General features: G+C 37.2%; 17 protein-coding genes. 10 read left to right on the forward strand and 7 right to left on the reverse strand.

Annotated elements, in window-relative coordinates:
• Window positions 1–15: 15 nt before the first annotated feature.
• Window positions 16–672: a hypothetical protein gene (locus GSB9_02408; protein ID UKM65837.1), complete on the reverse strand. Its 657-nt coding sequence runs from the start codon at window positions 670–672 to the stop codon at window positions 16–18.
• A 112-nt stretch (window positions 673–784) separates the two neighbouring features.
• Between GSB9_02408 and GSB9_02409 the strand changes: the two genes are divergently transcribed.
• Entirely contained in the window at window positions 785–2107 is a 1323-nt protein-coding gene (locus GSB9_02409) for an aspartate kinase (GenBank protein ID UKM65838.1), read from the forward strand.
• Between the two features lie 59 nt (window positions 2108–2166).
• Here the strand turns inward: GSB9_02409 and GSB9_02410 are convergent, their stop codons facing one another.
• Entirely contained in the window at window positions 2167–3459 is a 1293-nt protein-coding gene (locus GSB9_02410; protein ID UKM65839.1) for an aminopeptidase P family protein, read from the reverse strand.
• Between the two features lie 126 nt (window positions 3460–3585).
• Between GSB9_02410 and GSB9_02411 the strand changes: the two genes are divergently transcribed.
• From GSB9_02411 to GSB9_02416, 6 genes are all read left to right on the forward strand, one after another.
• Window positions 3586–5379 carry a T9SS type A sorting domain-containing protein gene (locus tag GSB9_02411; protein ID UKM65840.1) on the forward strand — a complete coding sequence of 598 codons (1794 nt, stop codon included), beginning with the start codon at window positions 3586–3588 and terminating at the stop codon, window positions 5377–5379.
• A 159-nt stretch (window positions 5380–5538) separates the two neighbouring features.
• The gene (locus GSB9_02412) at window positions 5539–6210 is read left to right on the forward strand and encodes a succinate dehydrogenase cytochrome b subunit (GenBank protein UKM65841.1); all 672 of its coding nucleotides are present in this window, start codon (window positions 5539–5541) and stop codon (window positions 6208–6210) included.
• A gap of 11 nt (window positions 6211–6221) precedes the next feature.
• Window positions 6222–8234, forward strand: coding sequence for a fumarate reductase/succinate dehydrogenase flavoprotein subunit (locus GSB9_02413; protein UKM65842.1), 2013 nt, complete (start codon window positions 6222–6224; stop codon window positions 8232–8234).
• Window positions 8235–8307: 73 nt separating this feature from the next.
• The gene (locus GSB9_02414) at window positions 8308–9048 is read left to right on the forward strand and encodes a succinate dehydrogenase/fumarate reductase iron-sulfur subunit (GenBank protein UKM65843.1); all 741 of its coding nucleotides are present in this window, start codon (window positions 8308–8310) and stop codon (window positions 9046–9048) included.
• A 136-nt stretch (window positions 9049–9184) separates the two neighbouring features.
• On the forward strand, window positions 9185–9997 hold the full coding sequence (locus GSB9_02415; protein ID UKM65844.1) for an AraC family transcriptional regulator: 813 nt from the start codon (window positions 9185–9187) through the stop codon (window positions 9995–9997).
• A gap of 423 nt (window positions 9998–10420) precedes the next feature.
• The gene (locus GSB9_02416; protein ID UKM65845.1) at window positions 10421–11335 is read left to right on the forward strand and encodes a M28 family peptidase; all 915 of its coding nucleotides are present in this window, start codon (window positions 10421–10423) and stop codon (window positions 11333–11335) included.
• Window positions 11336–11343: 8 nt separating this feature from the next.
• Here the strand turns inward: GSB9_02416 and GSB9_02417 are convergent, their stop codons facing one another.
• From GSB9_02417 to GSB9_02420, 4 genes are all read right to left on the reverse strand, one after another.
• A complete protein-coding gene (locus GSB9_02417; protein ID UKM65846.1) occupies window positions 11344–12489 on the reverse strand; it encodes an efflux RND transporter periplasmic adaptor subunit in 1146 nt (381 codons plus the stop codon).
• Window positions 12490–12492: 3 nt separating this feature from the next.
• Window positions 12493–16806, reverse strand: a complete 4314-nt coding sequence (locus GSB9_02418; protein UKM65847.1) for a CusA/CzcA family heavy metal efflux RND transporter — start codon at window positions 16804–16806, stop codon at window positions 12493–12495.
• A gap of 79 nt (window positions 16807–16885) precedes the next feature.
• Window positions 16886–17278 (reverse strand): hypothetical protein, encoded by a 393-nt coding sequence (locus tag GSB9_02419; protein UKM65848.1) that lies wholly within the window; start codon window positions 17276–17278, stop codon window positions 16886–16888.
• Between the two features lie 39 nt (window positions 17279–17317).
• Window positions 17318–20740, reverse strand: a complete 3423-nt coding sequence (locus GSB9_02420; protein UKM65849.1) for a hypothetical protein — start codon at window positions 20738–20740, stop codon at window positions 17318–17320.
• A gap of 159 nt (window positions 20741–20899) precedes the next feature.
• On the opposite strand from GSB9_02420, the gene GSB9_02421 reads away from it, so the two are divergent.
• From GSB9_02421 to GSB9_02423, 3 genes are all read left to right on the forward strand, one after another.
• The gene (locus tag GSB9_02421) at window positions 20900–21664 is read left to right on the forward strand and encodes an exodeoxyribonuclease III (protein ID UKM65850.1); all 765 of its coding nucleotides are present in this window, start codon (window positions 20900–20902) and stop codon (window positions 21662–21664) included.
• Window positions 21665–21695: 31 nt separating this feature from the next.
• Window positions 21696–22655 (forward strand): OmpA family protein, encoded by a 960-nt coding sequence (locus tag GSB9_02422; protein ID UKM65851.1) that lies wholly within the window; start codon window positions 21696–21698, stop codon window positions 22653–22655.
• Between the two features lie 154 nt (window positions 22656–22809).
• Complete coding sequence (locus GSB9_02423) at window positions 22810–23850, forward strand: NADP(H)-dependent aldo-keto reductase (protein ID UKM65852.1); 1041 nt, start codon at window positions 22810–22812, stop codon at window positions 23848–23850.
• 64 nt (window positions 23851–23914) lie between these two features.
• Here GSB9_02423 and GSB9_02424 read toward each other — a convergent pair whose 3' ends face one another.
• Window positions 23915–25459, reverse strand: a complete 1545-nt coding sequence (locus GSB9_02424) for a ribonuclease E/G (GenBank protein UKM65853.1) — start codon at window positions 25457–25459, stop codon at window positions 23915–23917.
• Window positions 25460–25723 lie beyond the last annotated feature (264 nt).

The raw sequence follows: 25723 nt of genomic DNA on the forward strand, positions 1-25723 counted from the left end.
AAGCTGATAAAAAAGCTAAGATTTCACCTTTTTAATGGCGGTAAATGCTTTGTCGACAAACTCATCTTCTACCAAAATAGTAAACTCGTTGGTCGTTGAAAGTACTTCGTAAAGCACAACGCCCTCCCAGGCCAAGCGTTTAAAAAAGTGATAATAGAGCCCTGCAATTTTCGAGTTGTCTTGCGGTAAATTAATGCTAATGGCCGATAGGCCATCTTGAACAGCCAAAAACCGTTCGTTTTTAAGGGAGTCTTTTATAAACTCGTTTAAGCTGCTGGAAACAATAATATTGCTTTCGTGTATGCCGCGGGTAAAGGTGTAAAAAAGTTTTGATTCTTGGTTAATACGTTCTAAAATTTTAGCATGGTTATCAATAATGGTTTCAGAATTTTTAACGGTAAAATCGGTAAGGTTCGAGCGTACCGTAATGTCGCCTAAATTCTGGATAACACGTTTCATTTTTACCGAATTTGATAACGAAGGTGGTGGGTTGTATCGCCTAAGCGCCATCATAATAGCGCCGGGTTTTACCTCTTTTTTCAGCATTTTGCTAATAGGTTCGGTAAGTTCTATCGCTAATGCGCTAAAATTTATAATATTTCTGGAAAGGGCTTCTTCCAAATAAGGTTGAGCAATTAATATGTCTTCAACACAATTTGATACCGTTTTCATGATTAAAACTAAGTGTTAAATATTTAACATTATGTGTAAAAATAAACAATTTTTTTAATAAACATCGATGGTATGCAAATGAATTATAGTTTTGCACCACAAATTAATGAAAATGAAAGTATTAAAGTTTGGTGGAACCTCGGTTGGTTCGGTTGAAAATATGGCTAACGTCAAAAGTATTATTAACGATGGCGATAAGAAGATTGTGGTGCTTTCTGCTATGTCTGGAACCACAAATCATTTGGTGGCTATTGCTGAAGCGATAAAAAATGGAAATGCTGTTGAAGCTGAAAACATAATAAACGAACTTCAAATAAAATACAGTAAAACAATAGATGATTTATTGGCTAATGCCAATTTGAACGCTGATGTTAAGGCATATGTTTCTGGAGTGTTTGATGTATTGACTGAAAGTGTGGGGCAAACCTTTTCAGAAGTCTTAGAAAATAAAATTGTGGCTCAGGGCGAATTGCTTTCAACTTATATGTTCAATGCGTTTTTAAAACAAGAAGGTTTAAGTTCTGCCTTATTACCGGCATTGGATTTTATGAGAATAGATGCCTATAAAGAGCCTAATATTGATTACATTAAGGATAAGCTTGCCGTTGTATTTAACAGCACTGAAGATGCTGAAATTTATATCACGCAAGGCTTTATTTGTTTAGATGATAATAACGATATATCCAACCTCCAAAGAGGTGGTAGCGATTATACAGCAACCATAATAGGGGCGGCGATTAAGGCCGAAGAAGTTCAGATTTGGACCGATATTGATGGGATGCACAATAACGATCCGCGTTATGTAGAGAACACTAATCCAATCTCGAATTTATCGTTCGATGAAGCTGCCGAGCTTGCCTATTTTGGAGCCAAAATATTGCATCCGCAAACGGTAACGCCAGTAAGAGTAGACCATATACCTGTTAGGTTAAAAAACACCATGGATCCAGGTGCGCACGGTACTTTAATTTCGAGTGCCACTACCGAAAATGGCATTAAAGCCATTGCCGCTAAAGATGGTATTACGGCTATTAAAATTAAGTCAGCACGAATGCTTCAGGCCCACGGTTTCCTAAAAAGGGTTTTTGAGATTTTTGAAACGCATAAAACCTCAATTGATATGATTACGACATCGGAGGTTGCGGTTTCTTTAACTATTGATGACGATAAGAACCTGGATGCTATTTTACTTGAATTAGACAAAATAGCGATGATTGAAGTCGATAAAAACCAAAGTATTGTCTGTTTGGTAGGGCACTCTGTGGTTAACCATCAAGATACTTACAGATTGTTTCAGATTTTACAGGATGTAAAAATTAGAATGATTTCATATGGCGGTAGTAAAAACAATATATCGCTGTTGATTGACTCAAAAGATAAAATAAACACGCTACAAAAACTAAACAATTATTTATTTGAATTAGTCACTCTTTAAATTACGATATTAGTATTTTAGCGAAAAAGGGCCGTCAACTGACGGCCCTTTGTTTTTTATTAAGCATTCATAAGCTCTTCAATTTCTTCAACTTCAATGGGTATATTTTTCATCAAATTAACGGGCTCACCGCTTTCTTGAATCACGACATCGTCTTCTAGCCTAATGCCAAAGCTTTCATCTGGAATGTAGATGCCAGGTTCAACGGTAAAAACCATATTGGCTTCCATGGGGTCGGTTAAAATACCATAGTCGTGGGTGTCCAATCCAATATGGTGCGACGTGCCGTGCATAAAGTATTTCTTGTAGGCCGGCCAATCGGGGTTTTCGTTTTGTACATCTGCTTTGTCGAGAAGACCTAAACCGAGCAGTTCGCTAGTCATTAGTTTGCCAACTTCAACATGGTAGTCCGCCCAAATTGTCCCTGGAACGAGCATTTTTGTGGCTTCATTTTTCACCCTTAAAACAGCATTATAAACCGCTTTTTGTCTTTCGGAATACTTTCCAGAAGCAGGTATAGTTCGGCTTAAATCACTAGAATAATTGGCGTATTCGGCTGCGGTGTCAAATAAAATCAAGTCGCCTGATTTGCATTGTTGGTTGTTTTCAACGTAATGCAACACATTGGCGTTATTGCCCGAAGCTATTATGGGAGTGTATGCAAACCCTTTAGATCGGTTTCGTAAAAACTCATGCATAAGTTCGGCTTCAATTTCGTACTCCCAAACGCCTGGTTTTACAAAGTCCAAAACACGACGAAAGCCTTTTTCGGTTATGTCACAGGCCTGCTTCATCAGGTCGATTTCAATATCTTCTTTTACAGATCGTAATTTTTGTAAAATAGGATTGCTTTTTGCTACGCTATGGGCCGGAAATTTTGCTTTTAGCCATTTTGTAAAACGGGCTTCGCGGGTTTCAACTTCTGTGTTGGCCCTGTAATGCTCGTTGGTGTTTATGTAAACCGTGTCGCATTGAGTCATGATTTCAAAAAGAATCTTCTCCATGTCCTGCAACCAATACACCGTTTTGATGCCACTGGTTTCAAAGGCTTTTTCTTTGGTTAGTTTTTCACCTTCCCAAACGGCAATATGTTCATTGGTTTCCTTTAGAAATAAAATCTCTCTGTGTTTTTCTTTAGGGCAATCGGGAAAAATAATCAGAACACTTTCTTCTTGATCTACACCGCTCAAATAAAAAATATCACGATGCTGCTGAAATGGCATGGTACTGTCTGCGCTAATAGGGTAAATATCATTAGAATTGAAAATGGCCAAACTTTTGGGCTTCATTTGTTTAGCGAATTTTTTTCTGTTTTTTATAAAAAGTGAACTATCAATTGGAGTATATTTCATTAAAATGTATTTTTTCGAATGTTATGAGTTCTTTAAATGTAGCAAAATTAAATAAAACCTCGTTATATTTCCCTATATTTGGTAAGGAGCAAAATACAAAGTCTATTTTCAAAAAATATTCATTGCGTGAAAAATAAATTAATCTTACGGCCATTTTTTTTGGTGGCATTATGCTTGTTTGTGGGAAGTGGTGTTTATGCACAGGGTATGCTTCGAGAGATGCCTTTGGAGCGACAGGTAAACAATGCGAGTTTAGTTATTGAAGGTAAAGTGGTAGCAAAAAAGGCGGTTTGGAATGCCGAAAAAAATAGGATAATGACCGTCAATACCGTTGAGGTTTACAAGGTATTTAAGGGCAAAACAAATTTACAGATTGAAGTTATTACGCCCGGAGGGACCGTGGGCGACATTAGCCAGACGGTAACGCCTAGTTTGAGCTTAAGAGAAGGCGAAATCGGGGTGTTCACGCTCTACGATAATAACAATGTGCTATCATTTAAGGCTGATTCCAATTTAAAAAAGTATAAGCCCTTTAGCTCTTTACAGGGGTTTTATAAGTATGATCTTTTAAACAATTCTGCGGTCAATCCGTTTGTGAGAAAGAAAAATATTTCAGGAGGTCTATATAACCAGATAACAAAAATTACTGGAAAGCCGTACAGGGAATTGGCGTCCTTCAATGTTGAAGTTAAAGTTGCCAATCTACAGAATAAAAGGGCAATGGCGCCTTCAATATCGGGGTTCAGTCCAGCAATGGTAAGTGCCGGTAGTGAAGACCCTTTAACGATTGCGGGTAGTGGTTTTGGGGCAACCAAAGGAGCCGTTGAGTTTAAAAATGCCGATGATGGCGGCGATACTTACATAATGGCGCTCGATTCTCAAATACTTTCGTGGTCTGACGATAAAATTGTGGTTAAGGTGCCTTCACGTGCTGGCACCGGTTCTATCAGGGTCACAGATAATAATGGTGCATCAGTGGTTTCGTCAGGTGATGAACTATTGGTCTCATATGCCTTAACCAATAATGTTCATTCAGGTATTGCGGTTTTGATACAGCACATGGGGGTTAATGGTACGGGTATAACTTGGAGGATGAATACAGCTTTTGATGCAAATACAATGGCAAAAGAAGCGTTTTTAAGAGCCTTTAACACTTGGCGATGTGAAACTGGTATTAATTGGAATATTGGTTCTACAACATCTATAAATACTGGCGGTATGGATAACAATAATGTTGTTCTTTTTGATAACAACGACCCTTTGGATGAAGGTGTTTTAGGTGAATGTCGTACAACCACTGGTTCTTGTGGAGATACAAGAGATGTTGTTGCCGAATTGGACCTCGTGTTTAATAGCAATATTGACGACCCTGATACGGGAGCACAAGAAAGTTGGTATTTTGGCACAGGTTTGCCAGCTTTTGAGCAATATGATTTTGAAAGTGTAGCTTTACATGAATTGGGGCATGGGCATCAATTAGGGCATGTTATTAATACCAACGATGTTATGCACTATGCCATTTCAAATAGTGAAACGCAGCGGTTTTTAAGCGGAAACAATGAAACGGCCGCAGGAATTATCCAGAACTATAGTACAACAACGCAAATGTGCGGTCAAACTTTAATGACAGATTATTCTGGAAGCGGTTGCAGCTTGAGGGTGCAAGAGGAGGTTTTTGTAAATGAGTTGCGTGTTTATCCTAATCCTGTTAGTGATATATTGTATATAGAAAATAGCACGTCAATACCTTTGGAAAATGCAGTGCTCTACGATTTAAGTGGGAGAACGGTATTGAATATTGATATGTCTAATGCTCCAAGAGTGAAAAGTGTTAATCTAAGCCATATATCAAAAGGGGTTTACTTACTAAACATTATTTCGAATAATACCGTAGTTGGAAAAAGAATTGTTTTAGATTAGTGAAAATCCAAACCAGCCAAAACAAGTGCCCTAAAAAGCATAGTTTTTAGTGGGTTTTATTTATTTTAAAACCATTCTAAATAATAAAAACTACGTGTTCTTATTTGCCTAAAAGACGTTGCTAACCTACATTTGCAATAAATAACTAACTTTATTAAAATGAGCGGATTTTTTAAATCTTCGATAGGAAGAAAAGTAGCCATGGCGCTTTCTGCTTTCTTCCTTATGTTTTTCTTAATTATACATTTAGCCGTTAACATTATGTCACTTTTTAGTGAAGACTTGTTTAACGAAATGTCGCACTTTATGGGAACAAACCCTTTAGTGCAGTTTGCTTTACAACCTGTTTTAATTTTTGGTGTTGTGTTCCATTTTGTTATGGGATTTGTGCTTGAAATTAAAAACAAAAAAGCAAGACAAGTAGCTTATGTGAAAAATAATGGCGCTGCCAATTCTACTTGGATGAGTAGAAACATGATTTACAGTGGGCTTGTTATCCTTGCTTTTATTGTACTTCACTTTATCGATTTTTGGATTCCAGAGATAAATACTAAGTATGTTTTAGGAGATATGTCTGGTATGCACGATGGAGGCTACAGGTATTACCACGAATTAGTGGCCAAATTTCAAAATCCGCTTAGGGTAGGTGCTTATGTTTTAGCTTTTATTTTGTTAGGGTTGCACCTAGCTCACGGGTTTACTTCTGCATTTCAGTCCATGGGATCTTCAGCTGGTCGCAAAAAAACAATGCAAAACATAGGCAAGGCATATTCTATTATCATTCCGCTAGGGTTTATAATAATTGCCGTAGTTCATTACTTTAACCATTAATATTAAAAAAAATGGCTTTAGATTCAAAAGTACCAAAAGGTCCAATTAAAGATAAATGGACAGATTATAAAAATAAAATTAACCTTGTTAACCCAGCAAACAAAAGGCATATTGATGTTATAGTTGTTGGTACTGGTTTAGCAGGAGGGTCAGCAGCAGCAACATTAGCTGAGTTGGGCTATAATGTAAAAGCATTTGCTTACCAAGATTCACCAAGAAGAGCGCACTCCATTGCAGCTCAAGGCGGTATTAATGCAGCCAAAAACTATCAAGGCGATGGCGATTCTACATACCGATTATTTTACGATACCGTAAAAGGAGGCGATTATCGCTCTCGTGAGGCCAACGTTTACCGTTTGGCCGAGGTGTCTGCTAATATTATCGATCAATGTGTGGCGCAAGGCGTTCCTTTTGCAAGAGATTACGGTGGATTGTTAGATAACCGTTCGTTTGGTGGTGTATTGGTTTCAAGAACATTTTATGCCAAAGGGCAAACGGGGCAGCAATTGCTGTTAGGAGCGTATTCGGCGATGAACCGCCAGATAGCACGTGGTAAGATTGAAATGTTCAACCGCCACGAAATGCTAGATGTTGTTAAAGTTGATGGTAAGGCAAGAGGTATTATTGCACGTAACTTAATTACAGGCGAAATAGAAAGGCACTCGGCGCATGCGGTTGTTGTAGCCTCTGGGGGTTACGGAAATGTATATTTCCTATCAACCAACGCCATGGGAAGTAATGTGACGGCTGCTTGGAAAATACACAAAAAAGGAGCCTATTTTGCTAATCCCTGCTATACGCAAATTCACCCTACATGCATACCGCGGTCTGGAGATTACCAGTCTAAATTGACATTGATGTCTGAGTCGTTGCGTAACGACGGACGTATTTGGGTGCCTAAAAATATGGACGATGTAAAGGCCATTCGTGATGGTAGAAAGAAACCTACCGATTTGTCTGAAGATGAAAGAGATTACTACTTAGAAAGACGTTATCCAGCTTTTGGTAACTTAGTACCTCGCGATGTAGCATCGCGAGCAGCTAAAGAACGTTGCGATGCCGGTTATGGTGTTAATGCTACTGGCGAAGCAGTTTATTTGGATTTTGCTTCAGCTATTGAACGCTATGGAAAAGAGCAAGCTAAAATTCATAATATCACCAACCCTTCAAAAGAAAAGATTATCCAACTGGGAGAAAAAATTGTTGAGGCTAAGTATGGAAACTTGTTCCAGATGTATGAGAAAATCGTTGACGAAAACCCATACAAAACACCTATGATGATTTACCCTGCCACACACTATACCATGGGTGGAGTTTGGGTTGATTACAATTTAATGACAACCATTCCTGGATGCTACTGTATTGGAGAGGCTAACTTCTCAGACCACGGAGCAAACAGACTTGGCGCATCAGCCCTAATGCAAGGTTTGGCCGATGGCTATTTTGTGTTGCCATACACTATTGGTGATTATTTGGCCAACGATATTAGAACTGGAAAAATATCTACCAATACCAAAGAATTTGATGAAGCTGAAAAAGCTGTAAAAGAGAGAATAGATTTCTTTGTAAATAACAATGGAACAAAATCTGTAGACCACTTTCACAAACGTTTAGGAAAAGTAATGTGGGACAAAGTAGGTATGGCGCGTAACGAAAAAGGTTTAAAAGAGGCTATGGCCGAAATTAAGCAAATTCGTGAAGAGTTTTGGAAAGACGTAAAAGTACCTGGAACCGCTAACGAAATGAATCCTGAATTGGAAAAAGCCGGTCGAGTGGCCGATTTCCTAGAATTAGGTGAGCTTTTTGCTAAAGATGCCTTAATGCGTGAAGAATCTTGCGGAGGGCATTTCCGTGAAGAATCGGTAGAGCTTGACGGTGAGCAAAAAGGAGAAGCAAAACGTAATGATAAAGATTTTGCTTTTGTAGCGGCATGGGAATACAAAGGAGAGCCAGCAGATGCCGTTTTACATAAAGAACAATTAGAGTTTAAGGATATTGAACTAAAGCAACGTTCGTACAAATAGTTGATGGTTGTCAGTTATTAGTTTTTGGATAAAAACTAACAACGAGCAACTAACAACCAAAAACTAAAAAAACATGAATTTAACACTTAAAATTTGGAGACAAAAAGACTCAAATGCAAAGGGTCAAATGGTCGATTATAAAGTAACTGATATTTCAGAACATATGTCTTTTTTAGAAATGATGGATGTTTTGAATGAGCAACTGGTAAGTTCTGGTGAAGAACCCGTAGCATTCGATCACGATTGCCGCGAAGGTATTTGCGGTATGTGCTCTATGTACATTAACGGTGAAGCCCATGGGCCAGATCGTGGTGTAACAACATGTCAATTGCACATGCGCATGTTTAAAGATGGCGATACCATTACCATAGAGCCATGGAGAGCAGCAGCATTTCCAGTGGTTAAAGATTTAGTGGTTGATAGAACGGCGTTCGAGCGTATTCAGCAAGCTGGTGGATACATTTCTGTAAATACTTCAGGAAATACTCAAGATGCCAATGCTATTCCAATCTCAAAGCATGCTGCCGATGAGGCCATGGATGCAGCAACCTGTATAGGTTGTGGCGCTTGTGTGGCCACTTGTAAAAATTCCAGTGCCATGCTTTTTGTTGGAGCTAAGGTGTCGCAATATGCTTTGTTGCCACAAGGACAAGTTGAAGCCGCCGACCGTGTACGCAATATGGTAGAGCAAATGGATCTAGAAGGTTTTGGTAATTGTACCAATACTGGAGCTTGTGAGGTGGAATGTCCTAAAGGAATTTCTTTAGATAATATCGCGCGCATGAACAGAGAGTTAATGAAAGCAGAGTTTTAATCGTCTTATAAGATTAAACTATACATATTTATTATAAAGCCCAGATTGAAAAGTCTGGGTTTTTTTATGCTAAGATACTTAAGAAGACTTATGTTAAAATAATTTAAAAATGGGAAAATTTTAATACCTTATTAAAATGAATACCCCAATTGTAGACCTTCAAATAGTAGAAGATGCCATTTTTGGTGCCTGTACTGTCGTAAGTCATAAATCTGCGGCAACAATGCAGCACCTATTTGCCTTCGACCACAGTTATATGGTTTTCGATTTTGGTGATATGCGTTTGATGTCACCCAAAGGAAAAGTAATTTCACCGCCCAAAATGTATATTAAGCCAGCACGAGACCATCATTTTTTTTATTCAATCAAGGAAGGAGGCTTCTATATTGTGTTACGCCTCGCTCCAGCAGGTTTTTACGAACTAACGGGAAGGTCGGCGAGTAATTTTCAGCGTGATTTTTTATCGCTATCCGAGTTGTTTAACCCCGAGGCATTGGCGGGGTTAGAAACCAAACTGGAAGAACACTTAACTTCGAAACAAGTAGTACCTTTAGTTAGGAACTTTTTTAATGAACATTTAGAAGATACTTATTTTTATCCTCTGCAAACAGTGTTAAAAAACATACATACTAGTCAGGGCAAACTTGTGCTAAGCGATTTAGTAGGCGTTTGTGGCTGTTCTACAAGCACATTGGCTCGTTATTTTAAAATGTATGTTGGAATGACTCCTGCTTTATATTTAAGATTAGTGAGGTTTTCCAACTTTTTTCATAAACTTAATGGACCAGAGCCTAAGTTAAATGAGTTGGCTTTTGAGTTTATGTACTACGATCAAAGTCATTTTATTCGTGATTTTAAGCGTTTTGCAGGAATAAAACCTTCCGATTATTTTGGGGATAATTACAAAATGTTACACGAAGCATTAGGAAGATATATCCCCTCAAAGTAAAAGCCTTGTGATATTTATATCCAATTGAATTTGGAGACCTTAACTAGGGTTAAATGTTATTTTTGACGATTTTTTACAATTTTATCTTATAAAAAATTCTGAAATTTGAACGTTGCTATGCTTCTTCCAATTAAAATTATTTAGTTGGATTACAACATAAAGTTTAAATTAAGACTCGATATAATGGGCCTTAAATAAGGTAAGAGCTTTTTTTAAACTAGGGGATTTTTAAAGGTTTGCTATTAATCTATAAAAAAGGTCAGAATGTTAACATTTTGACCTTTTTTATGCTTAATCTCTTTCGTAAACAGCAAACATAGTAATTCAGGTCATACATAATTATACATATCCTGTTTCGCAAAATTTTATAATTAGTGCGGTGCTATTGTTTTTTTATTTAGCTTTAGAGGCCGAATTTTAATAATGAAAATACAATTTTATATCGCCTTTGTTGCTAGCCTGTTTGTTTACACAGGCATAGCTCAAACAGCTACTAAAAGAGCTGATTGCTTTACCGAAAAACAGCTTTTAAGACATATTAAAAGTTTATCTGCTGATGCTTTTGAGGGTAGGCGAACGGGCACAAAAGGCGCCATCGGTGCCAAAAAATATATCGTCAACCAATTTTATAGTTTGAAGGTTTTACCTTTAACCGAGGGTTATGTACAGCCATTTTACTTTGTAAACAAACGAAAAGGTTACAATGCCACAAATATTTTGGGGCTTATAAAAGGGAGTACATTTCCAAAAAAGTATATTGTAATAAGCGCTCACTACGATCACGAAGGTATTAAGCAAGGCAAAATATACAACGGTGCTGATGATAATGCATCGGGTATTAGCGCATTGTTTGCTTTTGCCGAATATTTAAAGGAAAATCGCCCAAAGCATTCTGTAATCCTAGCGGCTTTTGATGGCGAGGAGTTAGGTCTGCAAGGCTCGAAGTATTTTGTTGAACACCCAGTTGTTCCCCTAAAGAATATAGTGCTCAATATGAACATGGACATGATAAGCCGAAGCGATAAAAATGAGTTGTTTGTAGTTGGGACTTCAGAAAACGTAAGGTTAAAGAACTTGGTTAAAAGTGTCGATTACCCTAAAGAACTAAAGCTGATTACGGGACATGATGGTTCCGATGGTTTAGATAACTGGACCTTTGCATCAGACCACGCCAACTTTTACAAAAAACAAATCCCCTTTCTGTATTTTGGCGTGGAAGACCATAAAGATTACCATGAGCCAACAGACGATTTTGAAAATATACATCCGCAGTTTTATATAGCAGCAGTAAAAAGCATCATCTCGGTTTTTAAAACCCTCGATGAGGCATCGCTTTAGCCATTTTGTTAATGCGAATGGCCTCCTCCTCCGTTTAAAAGCATAAATCCGCCTCGTGTTAAAACCTGCTTTCCTTTTAGAACCTCAGGATTTATAACCTCGATATGTGTTTCGGTTTGTGCGCCAAGTTCCAGTTTTACCTTTTCAAAGTAGAACCCATCGTTCTTTTTTTTCTTTAAAACCAAAGCAAAGTTATTGCCGTCGTTTTCATGAATGGCTTCTTTTGGAATTCCAGATCTTTTTCTGGATTCTGTTAAAATGTTGGCCTCTACAAACATACCCACTATAAAATTGGCTTCGGCCTCGTTTAAAATATGTCCGTGCACTTTTACTGTTCTAGAATTCTCATCAATGTTAGTGCCTACTAAATGCACCTCGGCTTTAAATGTTTTGTTAGTGGCTTCAGGGATTTTAAATAGAATTTTTTGCCCCTTTTTTATGTTTAAAATATCCTTTTCAAAAACCGATAATTCCAGATGAATATGGTCGGTATCAACAATTTCCATAATAACGTCGGCCGGAGAAACGGGCATACCATTACTTATGTTTACTTTGCTTATGGAACCGTCTATGGGCGAATACAGATTAATGGTTTCTGTTATATTCCCTTTTTCTACTTTACTCGGATTAATATTGAGCATATTAAGTTTTTTACGCAAACCGTTGTAGTGGGCCAAGCTGCTTTTGTAAACACTCTCGGCCTGCAAAAAGTTTTTTTGAGAGGTAATGTTTTCATCAAATAATGTTTTTTGTCGGCTGTATTCGGCTTTTAAATACGTGAGTTTTTCAGCAACTTCAAGGTACTGTTGTTGTAGTTCCACAAATTCTGGGTTTTCAAGCGATACTAAAACTTGTCCTTTTTTAACTTGGTCGCCTATCAATAGGGGTGTTTTTGTGATGTAACCGCCAATAAACGTGCTAATAACCGCTTTGTTTTTTGGAGGAACATCAATACTACCAGTTGCTCTTATGCTTGTGTTAAAATCATAGGGTTCTAGGCTTCCCATTTGCATGCTTTCGCTATCAAATTGCGATTGGGTTACCACAATATCGTCGTGGTTGATAGTTTCTGTGTTTACCGTTTCATTGTTTTTTTCTGAATTTCCGCAGGCTACTAATACCAACGAAGATATTAGGATATATAGATGTTTCATTTTTTATAGAATTAAATAGTTTATAGCTATAATGGTTTGATTGTAGGCGTTTAGGTTTTCAAGGTAAGTCAATTCAATGTCTGTAGCCGTTTCAATACTTTGTATGTATTGGAAGAAATCAATCTCCCCTTCTTTAAAGGTGCGATTGGCGGTTTTTAGAATTTCTTCTGAAAGATGTTTGCCTTGATTTTCGTAGTAATTTATAGCGTCTTCGTATTGTCGAAGTTTTGCTAACAACGATTGTTGTTTTGCCTTTAATTGAAGCGTATAATCTTGCTTTTCGGCAACAGAAGCTTCTTTGGCTAGTGACGTAGCTTTAATTTTTGAAACGTTACCACTGAAAAACAACGGAATTTTAATTCCAAATTGATAGCCTATTACATTGCCATTTAATGTACTGTTGGTACCCTGAAAATACTCGGCACTTAAATCGGGCAACAGGTTTTGCTTTTCTCTTTGGTTTTTGGCTTTATAATATGAATTCATGTTGTCGTAAATGGAAACACCAACATTGTTTTCCAACGAAATACGTTTTAATTCCAGTTTACGAGACGCTAAATCTGGAACCCATACCGAGTCGGTTTGTAAAACCTTTTTTAATTGCTCTCTTGCTAAAACCACGGTTTGCTGCGATTGTTTTAAAAGCGTTTCAAGTTGCTTTTGCTTAGAACGGGCACTGATCATTTCTAAGTAATTAGTTTCTCCCAATTCAAACCGGCGTTCAGAAGCGCTGGCAAATTTTTGATATAAACTGTCTAGAAATTTATAAGTCTTGGTTTTGTTTTTAGCGTAGTTTAGATTGGTGTACGCTATATGGACATCGCGCTTTAAGGCTTCCAAGGCTAAGTTGTATTGCGATTGCCGAAGTCTGTACTTGGCTTTATTCACCTTTTTTTCTGAATAATAAACGGTTGGAAACTTAAAGTCTTGCGATATACCAAAAACCTTTAAAGGCTGGTTGTTAACCGCCATGTTGTTTTCGTCATAACTGTAGTAGATGGATGTTTTGTCGAAACTAAATGCGCTTCCAATTAAAGCTTTTGATTCATCAGTTTTTAATGATGAAGCTTTTAAGCCAGCATTGTTTTCAATGGCAATTTTTATGGCGTCATCAACCGTTAGCAGTTTGTCTTGCGCAGGTAATTGTAATGAAAACAATATAATAATGATGGGCACTATCGATTTTTTATTCATTTTTAATTCTGATTTTTCTTCAAACCAAGCGTAAAGCACTGGCAATACGATTAAGGTTAAAATAGTAGCTGTTACCAATCCGCCAATAACAACGGTTGCCAAAGGACGTTGTACTTCGGCCCCTGAATTAGTTGAAATGGCCATGGGTAAAAAACCTAGTGCTGCAGCAGCAGCAGTTAATAAAACAGGTCGTAAACGTTCTATTGTACCACGTTTTATGCGTTCTTCTATGTTGGTAATGCCAGCATCTTTTAATTCTTTAAAGTGTTCGATTAAAACAATACCATTAAGCACAGCGATACCAAACAGCGCAATAAAGCCAACGCCAGCAGAAATACTAAAGGGCATGCCTCTAAACCATAGTAGAAAAACACCGCCAACAGCAGCCAAAGGAATAGCAGAATACACCATGGCAGCTTCTTTTATAGAGCCAAAAGCGAAATGCAATAAAATAAATATTAAAATTAAAGCTACTGGAACAGCAACCAGCAATCGGTCTTTAGCACTTTGCAGGTTTTCAAACTGACCACCATAGGTTACACTATAACCAACGGGGAGCTTTACTTGGTTTTCAATAATCGTCCTTACATCATCGACTACCGATTGTAAATCTCGATTTCTAACATTAATGCCCACAACAATACGTCTTCGGGTGTCGTCCCTCGAAATTTTTGCTGGGCCTGTTGTATATTTTATATCGGCCAATTCGCTTAGTGGAATTTTTATACCGTTCGGCGTATCAACATATAGGTTTTGTAAGTTTTCAATGTTTTGGCGGTGGTTTTTATCCAATCGTACCACCATATCAAAACGTTTTTCACCTTCAAAGACGTTTCCAACGGTTTTTCCCGCAAATCCCATAGATATGAGTTGGTTGACGTCTGAAATATTCAAACCATATCTTGCAATTTTGTTTCTATTGTAGTTAACGCTCATTTGAGGCAAGCCTTCAACCTTTTCGATGACGATATCTGATGCGCCTTCAACATTTTCTATAAGCGATTTAATTTCGTCTGCCTTACTTGCTAAAACCGATAAGTCTTCACCAAATATTTTAACGGCAACATCGGCTCTAACACCTGTTATCAATTCATTAAAGCGCATCTCAATAGGTTGTGTAAATTCGACTTCCATTCCGGGTATAATGCTAAGCGCTTCTTTAAATTTATCGGCCAATTCATCTTTACTATCAGCTGAAACCCACTGGTCTCTAGGTTTTAATTTAATGATAACATCACTGTCCTCCATACTCATGGGGTCGGTAGGAACCTCGGCAGCACCAATCCGGCTAACAACCTGATCAACCTCTTGGAAGTTTTCTAACAGTGTTTTTTCAATTTTGGTTGTAATTTCTATGGTTTTTCCTAACGATGTTCCTGTTTTTAAAACCGGTTGGATAACAAAGTCGCCTTCATCGAGTGTGGGAACAAATTCACCACCCATACTAGTGAAAATCCATATGCTTATGGCCAATAAGCCGCCCGCAAGACCAATAACAAGTTTTTTATTGCCTAAAGCCCAATGGATTGAAGGTTTGTAAAGCTTATTTAATAAGCGCATGAGCCGAACCGATATGTTTTTTTCAGTTTGTTTATTAGGTTTTAAAAATAGTGATGATACCACCGGAACATAGGTTAAGCAAAACATCATAGCACCCAATAGTGCAAAACTAAAGGTAAGCGCCATGGGTTTGAACATTTTCCCCTCAACGCCACTTAATGATAAAATAGGAATGAAAACGATAAGAATTATAAGCTGTCCAAAAATGGCCGAATTCATCATTTTTGAAGCACTTTTTTGTGTAATGCCATCGATGGTTTCTTGCTGTTCAGATTTTGAAAGTGAACTTAGTTTTGCGCTTTGCGAGGTAATCCTGAAGGCAATAAATTCTACAATAATAATGGATCCGTCGATTATGATTCCAAAGTCTATGGCACCCAAACTCATTAAATTGGCATCAATACCAAAGATATTCATCAATGAAATGGCAAACAATAAACTTAACGGAATTACTGAGGTCACAACAAGACCAGAACGTAAGTTGCCCAATAGTAAAACAACTACAAAAATGACAATAAGCGATCCGAAAATTAAGTTTTCGGCAATGGTAAAGGTGGTTTTTCCAATAAGCTCGCTTCGTTCTAAAAAACCATTAATATAGACACCCTCTGGCAATGAGTTTTCAATAGAAGCCACGCGCTCTTTAACGGCATCAATAACTTCTTTTGAGTTTCCGTTTTTAAGCATCATGACTTGGCCTAATACTTTTTCACCTTCGCCGTTTCCAGTAATAGCACCAAAACGTGTGGCACTGCCATAGCCAACTTCAGCGACGTCTTTTATGTAAATAGGTACGCCTTGGTTTTTAATAACAATGTTTTCAATGTCTTTTAACGAGTCTACCAGGCCTTCGCCTCGAATAAAAAAGGATGTATTGGTTTTTTCGATATACCCACCACCAGCAATACTGTTGTTTTTTTCTAAAGCGTTAAAAATATCCATGTAACTAATGTTCATGGCATTAAGTTTTTTGGGGTTTATGGCGACTTCGTATTGTTTTAAATAACCGCCCCAAGTGTTTACTTCTACCACGCCTGGAATACCGGAAAGTTGGCGTTTTACGATCCAATCTTGAATGGTTCGTAATTCGGTTGCTGAATATTGGTCTTTAAATTCGGGTTTTATATCTAAAATATATTGATAAATTTCGCCCAGACCTGTGGTAATGGGGCCCATTTCTGGCGAACCAAATCCGTCTGGGATTTTTTCGGAAGCCGATTTTATTTTTTCAGCAATGAGCTGTCGGGGTAGGTAGGTACCCATATTGTCTTCAAAAACAATGGTAACTACCGACAACCCGAATTTTGAAACCGACCGAATTTCTTCAATGCCCGGGAGATTGGCCATTTCCAGTTCAATAGGATAGGTGATAAATTGTTCTACATCTTGGGTCGATAAATTTCTTGATGTGGTAATAACCTGTACTTGGTTGTTGGTAATATCGGGTACTGCGCCAATAGGAATTTGGGTTAAGGAGAAAATTCCGAAACCAACAATAAAAAGTGTAATAAGCAGTACAATGAGCTTATTCCTTAAGCTGGATTTTATAATATTTTCTAGCATAATTCATAATTGAAAATAATTAATATAGACTGTTCAATTTTTATTTTTTTGAACAGTTTAATTTTATAATTTAAATAAATTATGCCAATTTGGGCGGTTGAAAAACAGAAGGTTTCTCGAATAAAGAAGTCGATTCTTTATAGAAAAAATATAAAGGAATAAGTTGAAATGATTGGTATTGTATTTGGAACGATAATTCTGGAGCCAAAATAAAAACGTGGTTTACATGGCAGAGCATGTGGTGGTGATTTTTAAAAGGTAAATCCTCATGGTTTTTATGGTCGTTTGGATGCGATGCTTTTTTATCACCATAATGTTCCGATAGGAAATCGAAAAACGTATCGCCATACATATCTTTATGAAACTGGGCATGCTCTATCAAAACACTGAATTTCGATAGATCTTCAACGTTAAGATTGAAACTTTGCGCAAGAATCAAAAACGAATAGAATAATACCACAAGTTTACTCATACCATTAACAATATTACAAAAAATAATAATTAATAAGTGTTAAAAGTAAGCTTTGAGTTGCACAGAACCTGTATGAATGGTTTTACTGGTCTCGGTTTTTCTTCCAAAATAACTGAGGTTTAAATCTAAAAAGTCGGTCAGTTTTTTTTGGGCCAGTAAGGTCCAAGTGAAATTTTTACCAGGCTGTAAACCTTCAAGAATTTGGTATGCTACAGGGGTGTTTACATTGCCGTTATAAGTATTGGAAATGTAATTTAACTCGCCATTAATAGCACTTTTTTGGCTACTCGCCAAGCTAAACGATATACCATATTTTTGTTGTTTTAAAGATTCTTCGGCACCAATAGTGTTGGTTTTGTTAGCATACTGATAAAACATGTCAAAACTAGAATTTTCATTAAATAAATACGAAAGTTTGGGGTTAAAACGTGATTCATCAAAATTGTAGTTTTTGCTTGTAAAGTTCTCACTAATACTCTCGTTGTTTTCAAAAGCTGTAAGTAAGTTTATTAACCAGTTTTCGGCAATTTTATGGTTAAAGTTTAATTGATGGCTTTTTAAACTGTTTTCCGTAAAGCCTACAGTTAAAAGATTTCGAGTCGTGTTGCTTAATAGTGTGTAAGACGTGGTATAGCGCTGAAGGCCGCGATTGAAAAACAATACATTTCTAAAATTAAGTTGAAGCCCGAGTTGGTCGTTTTCATTACTGTTAAACGGGTTTAAATTAAAAGCGTTGCCTTCGCGTTTTGTTTTGCGGTCTATTAAAAAACTTGTTTGGTTGTAAAAGTGCGACCAGAATTTTTTTAATTTTTTTTCGGAAACCGACCACTGCGTCGGGTTGATAGTTAGCGTTTGGCTCAACCTATTTTGATGTGTTTTTACAAACACACGGTTGGGCAGTAATACTCTTATGTATTTACCTTGATCTCGAAATTGGGCGATTTCAAATTCTTCAAGTTCTTGTATGCCATTTTCGTTGTAATCGTTCCAAGTGTAAGCGCCTTGTCCAGCTTCAACTTCAACGTAGGTGTAATCTTGTTGAGGTAGTGTGCCCGAATTGGTTTCAAAAATTGTATTCCAATTGATAATTTGATTGAACAGTTTTTGGTTAAACTGTAATCTGGAATTTATGGACCGTTCGTCATCAACGCCTTCATCTTCACTTTTTAGTGTCCGGTAGTTGGCATATAAAGATAAATTCGTGTTTTTGTTTTGAATTAATCTGGAATCTAGATAAAAGGTGTTCGAAGTATTTACTTTTTTTAGTTCATTATTTCTGATGCTATCGTTAACTCTGTTTTTATAGCCTATTTCAGTAAATATTTTGGTGCTATCTCCAATACCGTAAAACACTTCGTACGATGTGAATTTTTGACTTAATGGTGTTAAGTTTTGCGAACCTTTTTCGCGTTGTTCGTTATCTTCCACAGCCAATTTTGTGCCCAGCCAACTTTTGTTCATATTAAATGTAATTTGGTTGTAAGACCTTAAAAACGTAGATGTATTTACCGTTGAATTGGCATCTAAAAAACTAGAATACGATGTAATATTAAACCTCTTCAAATTAAGATTTACATTGGCTATATGCCGGTTTCCGTTAAACCCTTCCGAAAAGTTTAAATGCTCAAACTGGTAGTTGATAAAACCTTTTTTTACGTGGTGCAATTTTAAACCGGAATAGACCAAAGCTTGATTCCCTAGCCCAAAGCCAATACCGTTAATGTTGTTTGTGTCTAAATTCCAATCGCGGTTAAACTCTGGGTTGTAAAGCCCTTCAATATTTCGGTAATTTTTGTTGATGTAATCGCTATCTAAAAAGGCATCTAAATTCCAAAGGCTATCCGTTTTTATCAATGTATGGTTGGCGGTTATTTTTCCGGTAAAACCATTATTGTTGCCGTCGTCAATATTCGAAAATAAATTCAAATCGTTTTTGCTCGCTGCCAACTCAAAGCCAAAATCTGTTTTTTCAGAAGGTTTATAATGGCCATTAACTACTGCAATTTGAAGTTTGGTTGGGGCTACCAATTGCACAATAGGGGCATAGCTACCTTGATTAGGACCAATATATTCATAAATATTGTTTATGGCGTTTATGTTACTAAGAGCATAGTCGCCTTGGTTTTGACCAACAAACGAAAAGGTAACCCGGTAAAGCTCGTCGTCTGGGTTGTTGGAAAACACAAAGGCTTCGTTGCCATCGATCAGTTCTTTTTTATAGAGAATGCGGTTATCGTTTTGGGTTTCTTTTACTGCCGAAGGTGCTACCATTTGCGAACGGTCGTCGCCAGCATTGCTTAAAATTTCAATTTGTTCTTCCGATAGGTTTTGTTGCAGGGGTTGGTTTTTGGCATCATTTTCTGAGTAAACCGAAACGCCAATTTTTAACTTTTCGGTTTCATGATTAGCGCCACCATAGGCCACAAAGCGCGAGTAGTTGCGGTCGCTAAACTGGTAATCGACGGTAATGCGCATTTCGGACGTTATAGGAAAGGTAGAATTGAAAATAATTTCACCAGCATTATAATCAATAATATAATCTTGGTCTTCGCCACGTTTTACGGGCGTTCCGTTAACGTAAACGGTTTCACTCCCCGACACGATAAGCACAAAAAGCTCTCCGTTATCACCTTGCAGTTTGTAAGGACCTTGATTGCCCTCTTGTGCCGTAAATTGACTCGTTGTAAACTGCCCGCGAACCAAAGCACCAGCGGCAAAAACATTGGTTTTTGAATCGTCTTCACCTAGATTCAAATGAAAGTTTAAACCCTGTACGCGTTTTGAAAAATTGGCAAAATAAGAATTGGTATTTACCAAATCAATATCTCCTGCACGCACATTCCAGCGGTCGCTAAATAATTCAATAAACACTTGGTCGAACTCATCTAAACGTTGGCTATAACCACTTTCCTGTAACGGGATATTGGCATCTTGAATGGAAGCTCGAAGCGATACTTTGTCGTTTAGTTTTCCTGTAATCTGTAAATCCAATTCACTGTTTAATACCGAATTTTGATTGTTTCCAATAGTAACGCCTCGCGAAATACTACCCGATGTCGACAAACCGTCAAAAGGGGCAAAATCATTAGAAACATTCGATTCCTGAAATTTGTAAAGCGCTTGGTTAGTACTGTTGTTTTCAACAACAATACTATCGCTTAATTGTTGGTAGGTTTTGGTTAAAAAATCAGGAAACTTTAAATAGTTAATAATCACAGAATCGGTTTCAATGGGTTTCTTAAAGACTAAAATGGCTTTGGAAAAGTCAACGGAATAGTCAGTGGTATCAATTTTTGAGCTATCTTTTTTTTGGACTGAGAATTTGTGGGGACTTATGCTTACACTTTCAATTTTAACGGTATCGTGAACAGCCATTTTTTTAGTTCTGAAATTCCCATTAAGGCTTTGCGAAAATCCACTAAGCCCTAGCAACAACATCAAAATGTATAAAATGTTCCTCATCGGATACTTAAACTAATATTCGGTTAAAATATTTTGTTAATAGCTTCGTTAAAACTCCTGTTGACTAATCTAGCGTAAAAGTAGCTTATTATTTATTTTAGCCGAAATATCTTTAAAAGAGCTATAAAGTTTCAGAAACGATAAGTCTAAAAAAAATCAATGAAAATTATATCCTATAACGTAAACGGTATTCGCGCCGCCATAAATAAAGGTTTTATCGATTGGCTAAAAGCCGCAAACCCCGATGTAGTTTGTTTACAGGAAATTAAGGCCATGAAAGAGCAGTTGGACTTAAGTGTTTTTGAAGCCGCTGGTTATAAATACAACTATTGGTTCAGTGCTCAAAAAAAAGGGTACAGTGGCGTGGCGATTTTAAGTAAAATGAAACCAGACCACGTTGAATACGGCACAGGAATAGAATCAATGGATTTTGAAGGAAGAAACTTAAGGGCAGATTTTAATGGCATCTCTGTAATGAGTCTGTATTTGCCATCGGGCACCAACGATGCCAGGCTTGACCATAAATTGGAATATATGGATATGTTTCAAGAGTATATTGATAACTTAAAAAAAGACTTTCCTAATTTGATTATTTGCGGCGATTATAACATTTGTCACGAAGAAATTGATATTCATAACCCAAAGGGATTGAGTAAGGTTTCTGGGTTTTTGCCCGTTGAACGTAAATGGATAGGAAACTTTATTGACAGTGGGTTTATAGATTCTTTTCGATACTTAAATCCAGAGTTGCAACAGTACAGTTGGTGGAGTTATCGCGCCAATGCCCGAGCCAATAATAAAGGTTGGCGTTTAGATTACGCCATGGTGGCACAACCTTTGCAGGAAGACATCGAGCGAGCAGTAATACTAAGTGAAGCTGTACATAGCGACCATTGTCCTATACTGTTAGAAATCAAAAAATAAATACAACAAACCCAAACAAACCTATAAAAAAATGATTAAAAAAAGTGTATCAATAGTATTTGCCTTAATGTTTTTGGCTTCCTGTGTTTCTCCAAAAATTTACAAAGATCTAGAGGCCAAATATGCAGATCTTAAACAGGAAAACCGAAATCTATCAAGAGAAAACCGGTCGTTGTCTAAGGCTAAGATAGCGGCAGAGAATGAACTGAAACAATTAAAATCAGCTTACGATGAAGCTGTTGAACAGCGTGATAACCTGCAAGCCGAATACAACGCCACAAAAGCGAGTTTAGATAATTTAAAAGCATCTTACGAAGCCTTAGAGAAAAACAGTTCGCGAGCGATTGCTGAAAACTCTCAAAAAAATAGGGAGTTGCTGGCGCAATTAGAAGCCAAAGAGCAGGCTTTAGAAGCTGAAAATGCGCGATTGGAAAAACTTAAACGCGAGTTGCAAAATCGCTCTGAGCGTGTTGCTGAACTTGAAAAGCTAATTGCCGACAAAGATGCGGCCATGACGAGCTTGAAAAATGCAATCTCTAGTGCGTTAACCGATTTTGAAGGTAAGGGTTTAACAGTTGAACAACGTGATGGTAAGGTTTATGTTTCTATGGAAAATAAACTGTTGTTCAGTTCAGGAAGTTGGTCGGTAGGTTCTGAAGGAAGACGTGCAGTAGAGCAATTGGGTTCGGTTTTAGGTGAAAACCCAGACATCGCCGTATTAATTGAAGGCCATACCGATAATGTACCTTATTCTGGAAACGGGCCGTTAACTAGTAACTGGGATTTGTCCACTAAACGAGCGACTTCCATCGTAAATATTTTACGGGAAAACCGAGAAATAAACCCACAAAACCTTACAGCAGCAGGTCGTGGAGAATATGCTCCAGTTGATACAAATGAAACTCCTGAAGGGCGTGCTAAAAACCGTCGAATAGAAGTAATCTTAACACCTAAGTTAGACGAACTTTCTAAGTTGTTGAACGAGAATTAGTAAGATGGAATACACTTTCAGTCGTTAATCTATCTTATGAAGGCAAAAGCTTCTAGGATAGCTAAAAAACCGTTAAAAGCATTAATGCCTTTAACGGTTTTTTTATCTTTAAACTTTATTAAAAGTCAAAATTAAAGCGTTCTAACAATCTGTTATGAAATACACAACATTACCAAAAACCGAAATAAAAGTCAGTAAAATATGTTTGGGAACCATGACTTGGGGCAACCAAAATACCGAAGCTGAAGGCCATGCGCAATTAGATTATGCCATTGATCAGGGCATTAATTTTATAGATACTGCAGAGATGTATCCTGTGCCCGCTACACCAGAAACGCAGGGAGATACCAGTAAAATTATTGGCACATGGTTAAAAAAAACAGGTCATCGCGATAAAGTAATTTTAGCCAGTAAAATTGTGGGTCGAATAAGCGATTACACCAAACATATTAGAAGTGGTGGCTTAACAGCAGAATCTGTTGAAACTGCAATAAACAATGAGCTTAAGCGATTACAGACCGACTATATAGATTTATATCAAATACATTGGCCCGAACGCGATACGAATACCTTTGCAACTAGGGATTATAAGCATAATCCTGATGATGAATGGGAAGATAATTTTAACGAGGTGCTTCATGTGCTCGACAACCAAATAAAGGCTGGTAAAATTCGGCATATTGGAATCTCTAACGAAAAGGCCTGGGGCGCCATGCGTTTTTTAGAAGAATCTAAAGCACATGATTTACCAAGAATGATTACCATACAGAATGCGTATTCTTTAATAAACCGGATTTTTGAAGGCGATATGGCCGAAATTTCAATTAGGGAAGACTTAGGTTTGTTAGCCTATTCGCCGATGGCATTTGGTGTGCTTTCGGGTAAATATATAAAAGGTACTGCAGCTGATAATGCCCGGTTAAAATTGTTCCCGAGGTTTGCGCGATATAGTAGCGAACAATGTACCGAGGCTACGAAACGGTATTTAAAAATTGCTGAAGACAACGGTATGAGTTTAGCACAAATGAGTTTGGCTTTTGTAACGCAACAGCCGTTTGTAACCAGTAATATTATTGGGGCCACTTCTTTAGATCAACTCAAGGAAAATATTGGTTCCATTAACATTACTTTAGATGATACTATTTTAGAGCAGATAAACAAAGTGCACAAACAAATACCTAATCCGGCAGTTTAAGCTTTAAAAATTGAAACTGCCTAAAAACAAAAAACCCGCCATTTATAAAAGTAGCGGGTTTTTTTTATTTAATTTGATTACCATTTTTGTCGAAAAAGTGGTATTCTAAGTATGTGTAAGCATCTCTTGGTAAAATCTTTACCCATTTTTTGTGCTCCAAAAACCATTTTGAGCGCACAGATGGAAAACCTTTAGTTAAAAAGGCTGCTATAAAAGGATGTGTGTTTAAAGTCAACTTTTTATAGTCTTTTTTAAATAGTCTTTCAAGGTCGTGGTTTATTTTTTGAACCACGCCTATAGGTGCTTCAATCTCAGAGCCATTAGCGCCGTTGGGGTTTTCCTCGCGGGTTTTAATGTTCATTTCTGGACGAACGCGTTGCCTGGTTATTTGTATTAGTCCAAACTTACTTGGCGGCAGTACTTTGTGCTTGGCTCTGTCATCCTTCATTTCATCGCGAAGGTGATTAAACAGCTTTTGCCTGTTTTCTGCCGTGGTCATATCAATAAAGTCTATCACAATAATACCGCCCATATCGCGCAGACGCAACTGTCGGGCTATTTCTGTGGCAGCAATAAGATTGACCTCTAATGCTGTGTCCTCTTGGCTGTTGGCTTTATTTGAACGGTTGCCACTGTTTACGTCTATAACATGGAGGGCTTCGGTGTGTTCAATTACCAAATAGGCCCCTTTGGCCATAGAAACGGTTTTGCCAAACGAGGTTTTAATTTGTCGTTCAATTCCGTATTTTTCGAAAATAGGAACTTTAGACTGATACAATTTGACTATTGATTCTTGTTTTGGTGCAATTTCTTGCAAATAATCTTTAATTTGAATGTAAAGCTCTTCATCGTCTACAGTAATTCCGGTAAAGGTGTCGTTGAATATATCTCTTAAAATTGACGAGGCTTTATTCATTTCACCCAATACTTTACTGGGATGGTGTGCTTTATGTAGCTTTTTGCACATTGCCGTCCATCGACTAAGCAAATTTTGCAAATCTTTATCTAGTTCAGCTACTTTTCTGCCTTGAGCTACGGTGCGCACTATAACGCCAAAGCCTGGCGGTGTAATGCTTTTAACGAGCCGTTTTAAACGGTCTTTTTCTTCGCGGTCTTCTATTTTTTGAGAAATAGAAATACGGTTCGAAAAAGGAACCAGAACAATATATCTACCGGCGATGGAAAGCTCAGAGCTTATCCTTGGGCCTTTGGTTGATATAGGTTCTTTAACGATTTGCACTAATAGCGATTGATTAGATTTTAAGGCGTCGGTAATTTTACCGTCTTTCTCAATATCTTTTTCAAATGGGAAGTTTTTTAAAGAAAAATCTTTTAGTTTACCTGTGCTTACACGTTTTGTGAATTTTAAAAGAGAAGGCAGCTTTGGACCCAAATCATGGTAATGCAAAAATGCATCTTTTTCATATCCCACATTTACAAATGCGGCATTTAGTCCAGGAACGGTTTTTCGTATTTTGGCTATAAACACATCACCAACAGAAAAGTCGTTACTGTCTTCGTCTTTCTGTAATTCAATAAGTTTTCCATCTTTTAATAAGGCAAAATCAACATTTTCGGAACTAGATCGAATGATCAATTCTTTATCCATTTTGTTAATTTTTATCCATACGGTTTAGTTAAAAGTTAAAAGTTTTAAGTTAGAAGTTTAAGCGTAACATGCTTAAAAAACCAATAACTGTAAACCAGTAACTAAAAACCAAATGGTACAGATGGATTATACATTATTTTTTTCACAGGATTTTTTTAAATATCCGTGGAGTTCATTAGCATTAAGCAGAGCTTAAAAAGAACGAACTCATTTCAAAGAACTTTGTTATTTTTAAATCAAAAAAAGTAGCTTATCTAACTACTT

The sequence above is a fragment of the Flavobacteriaceae bacterium GSB9 genome, from assembly GCA_022749295.1.
Lineage (GTDB): Bacteria > Bacteroidota > Bacteroidia > Flavobacteriales > Flavobacteriaceae > Flavisericum.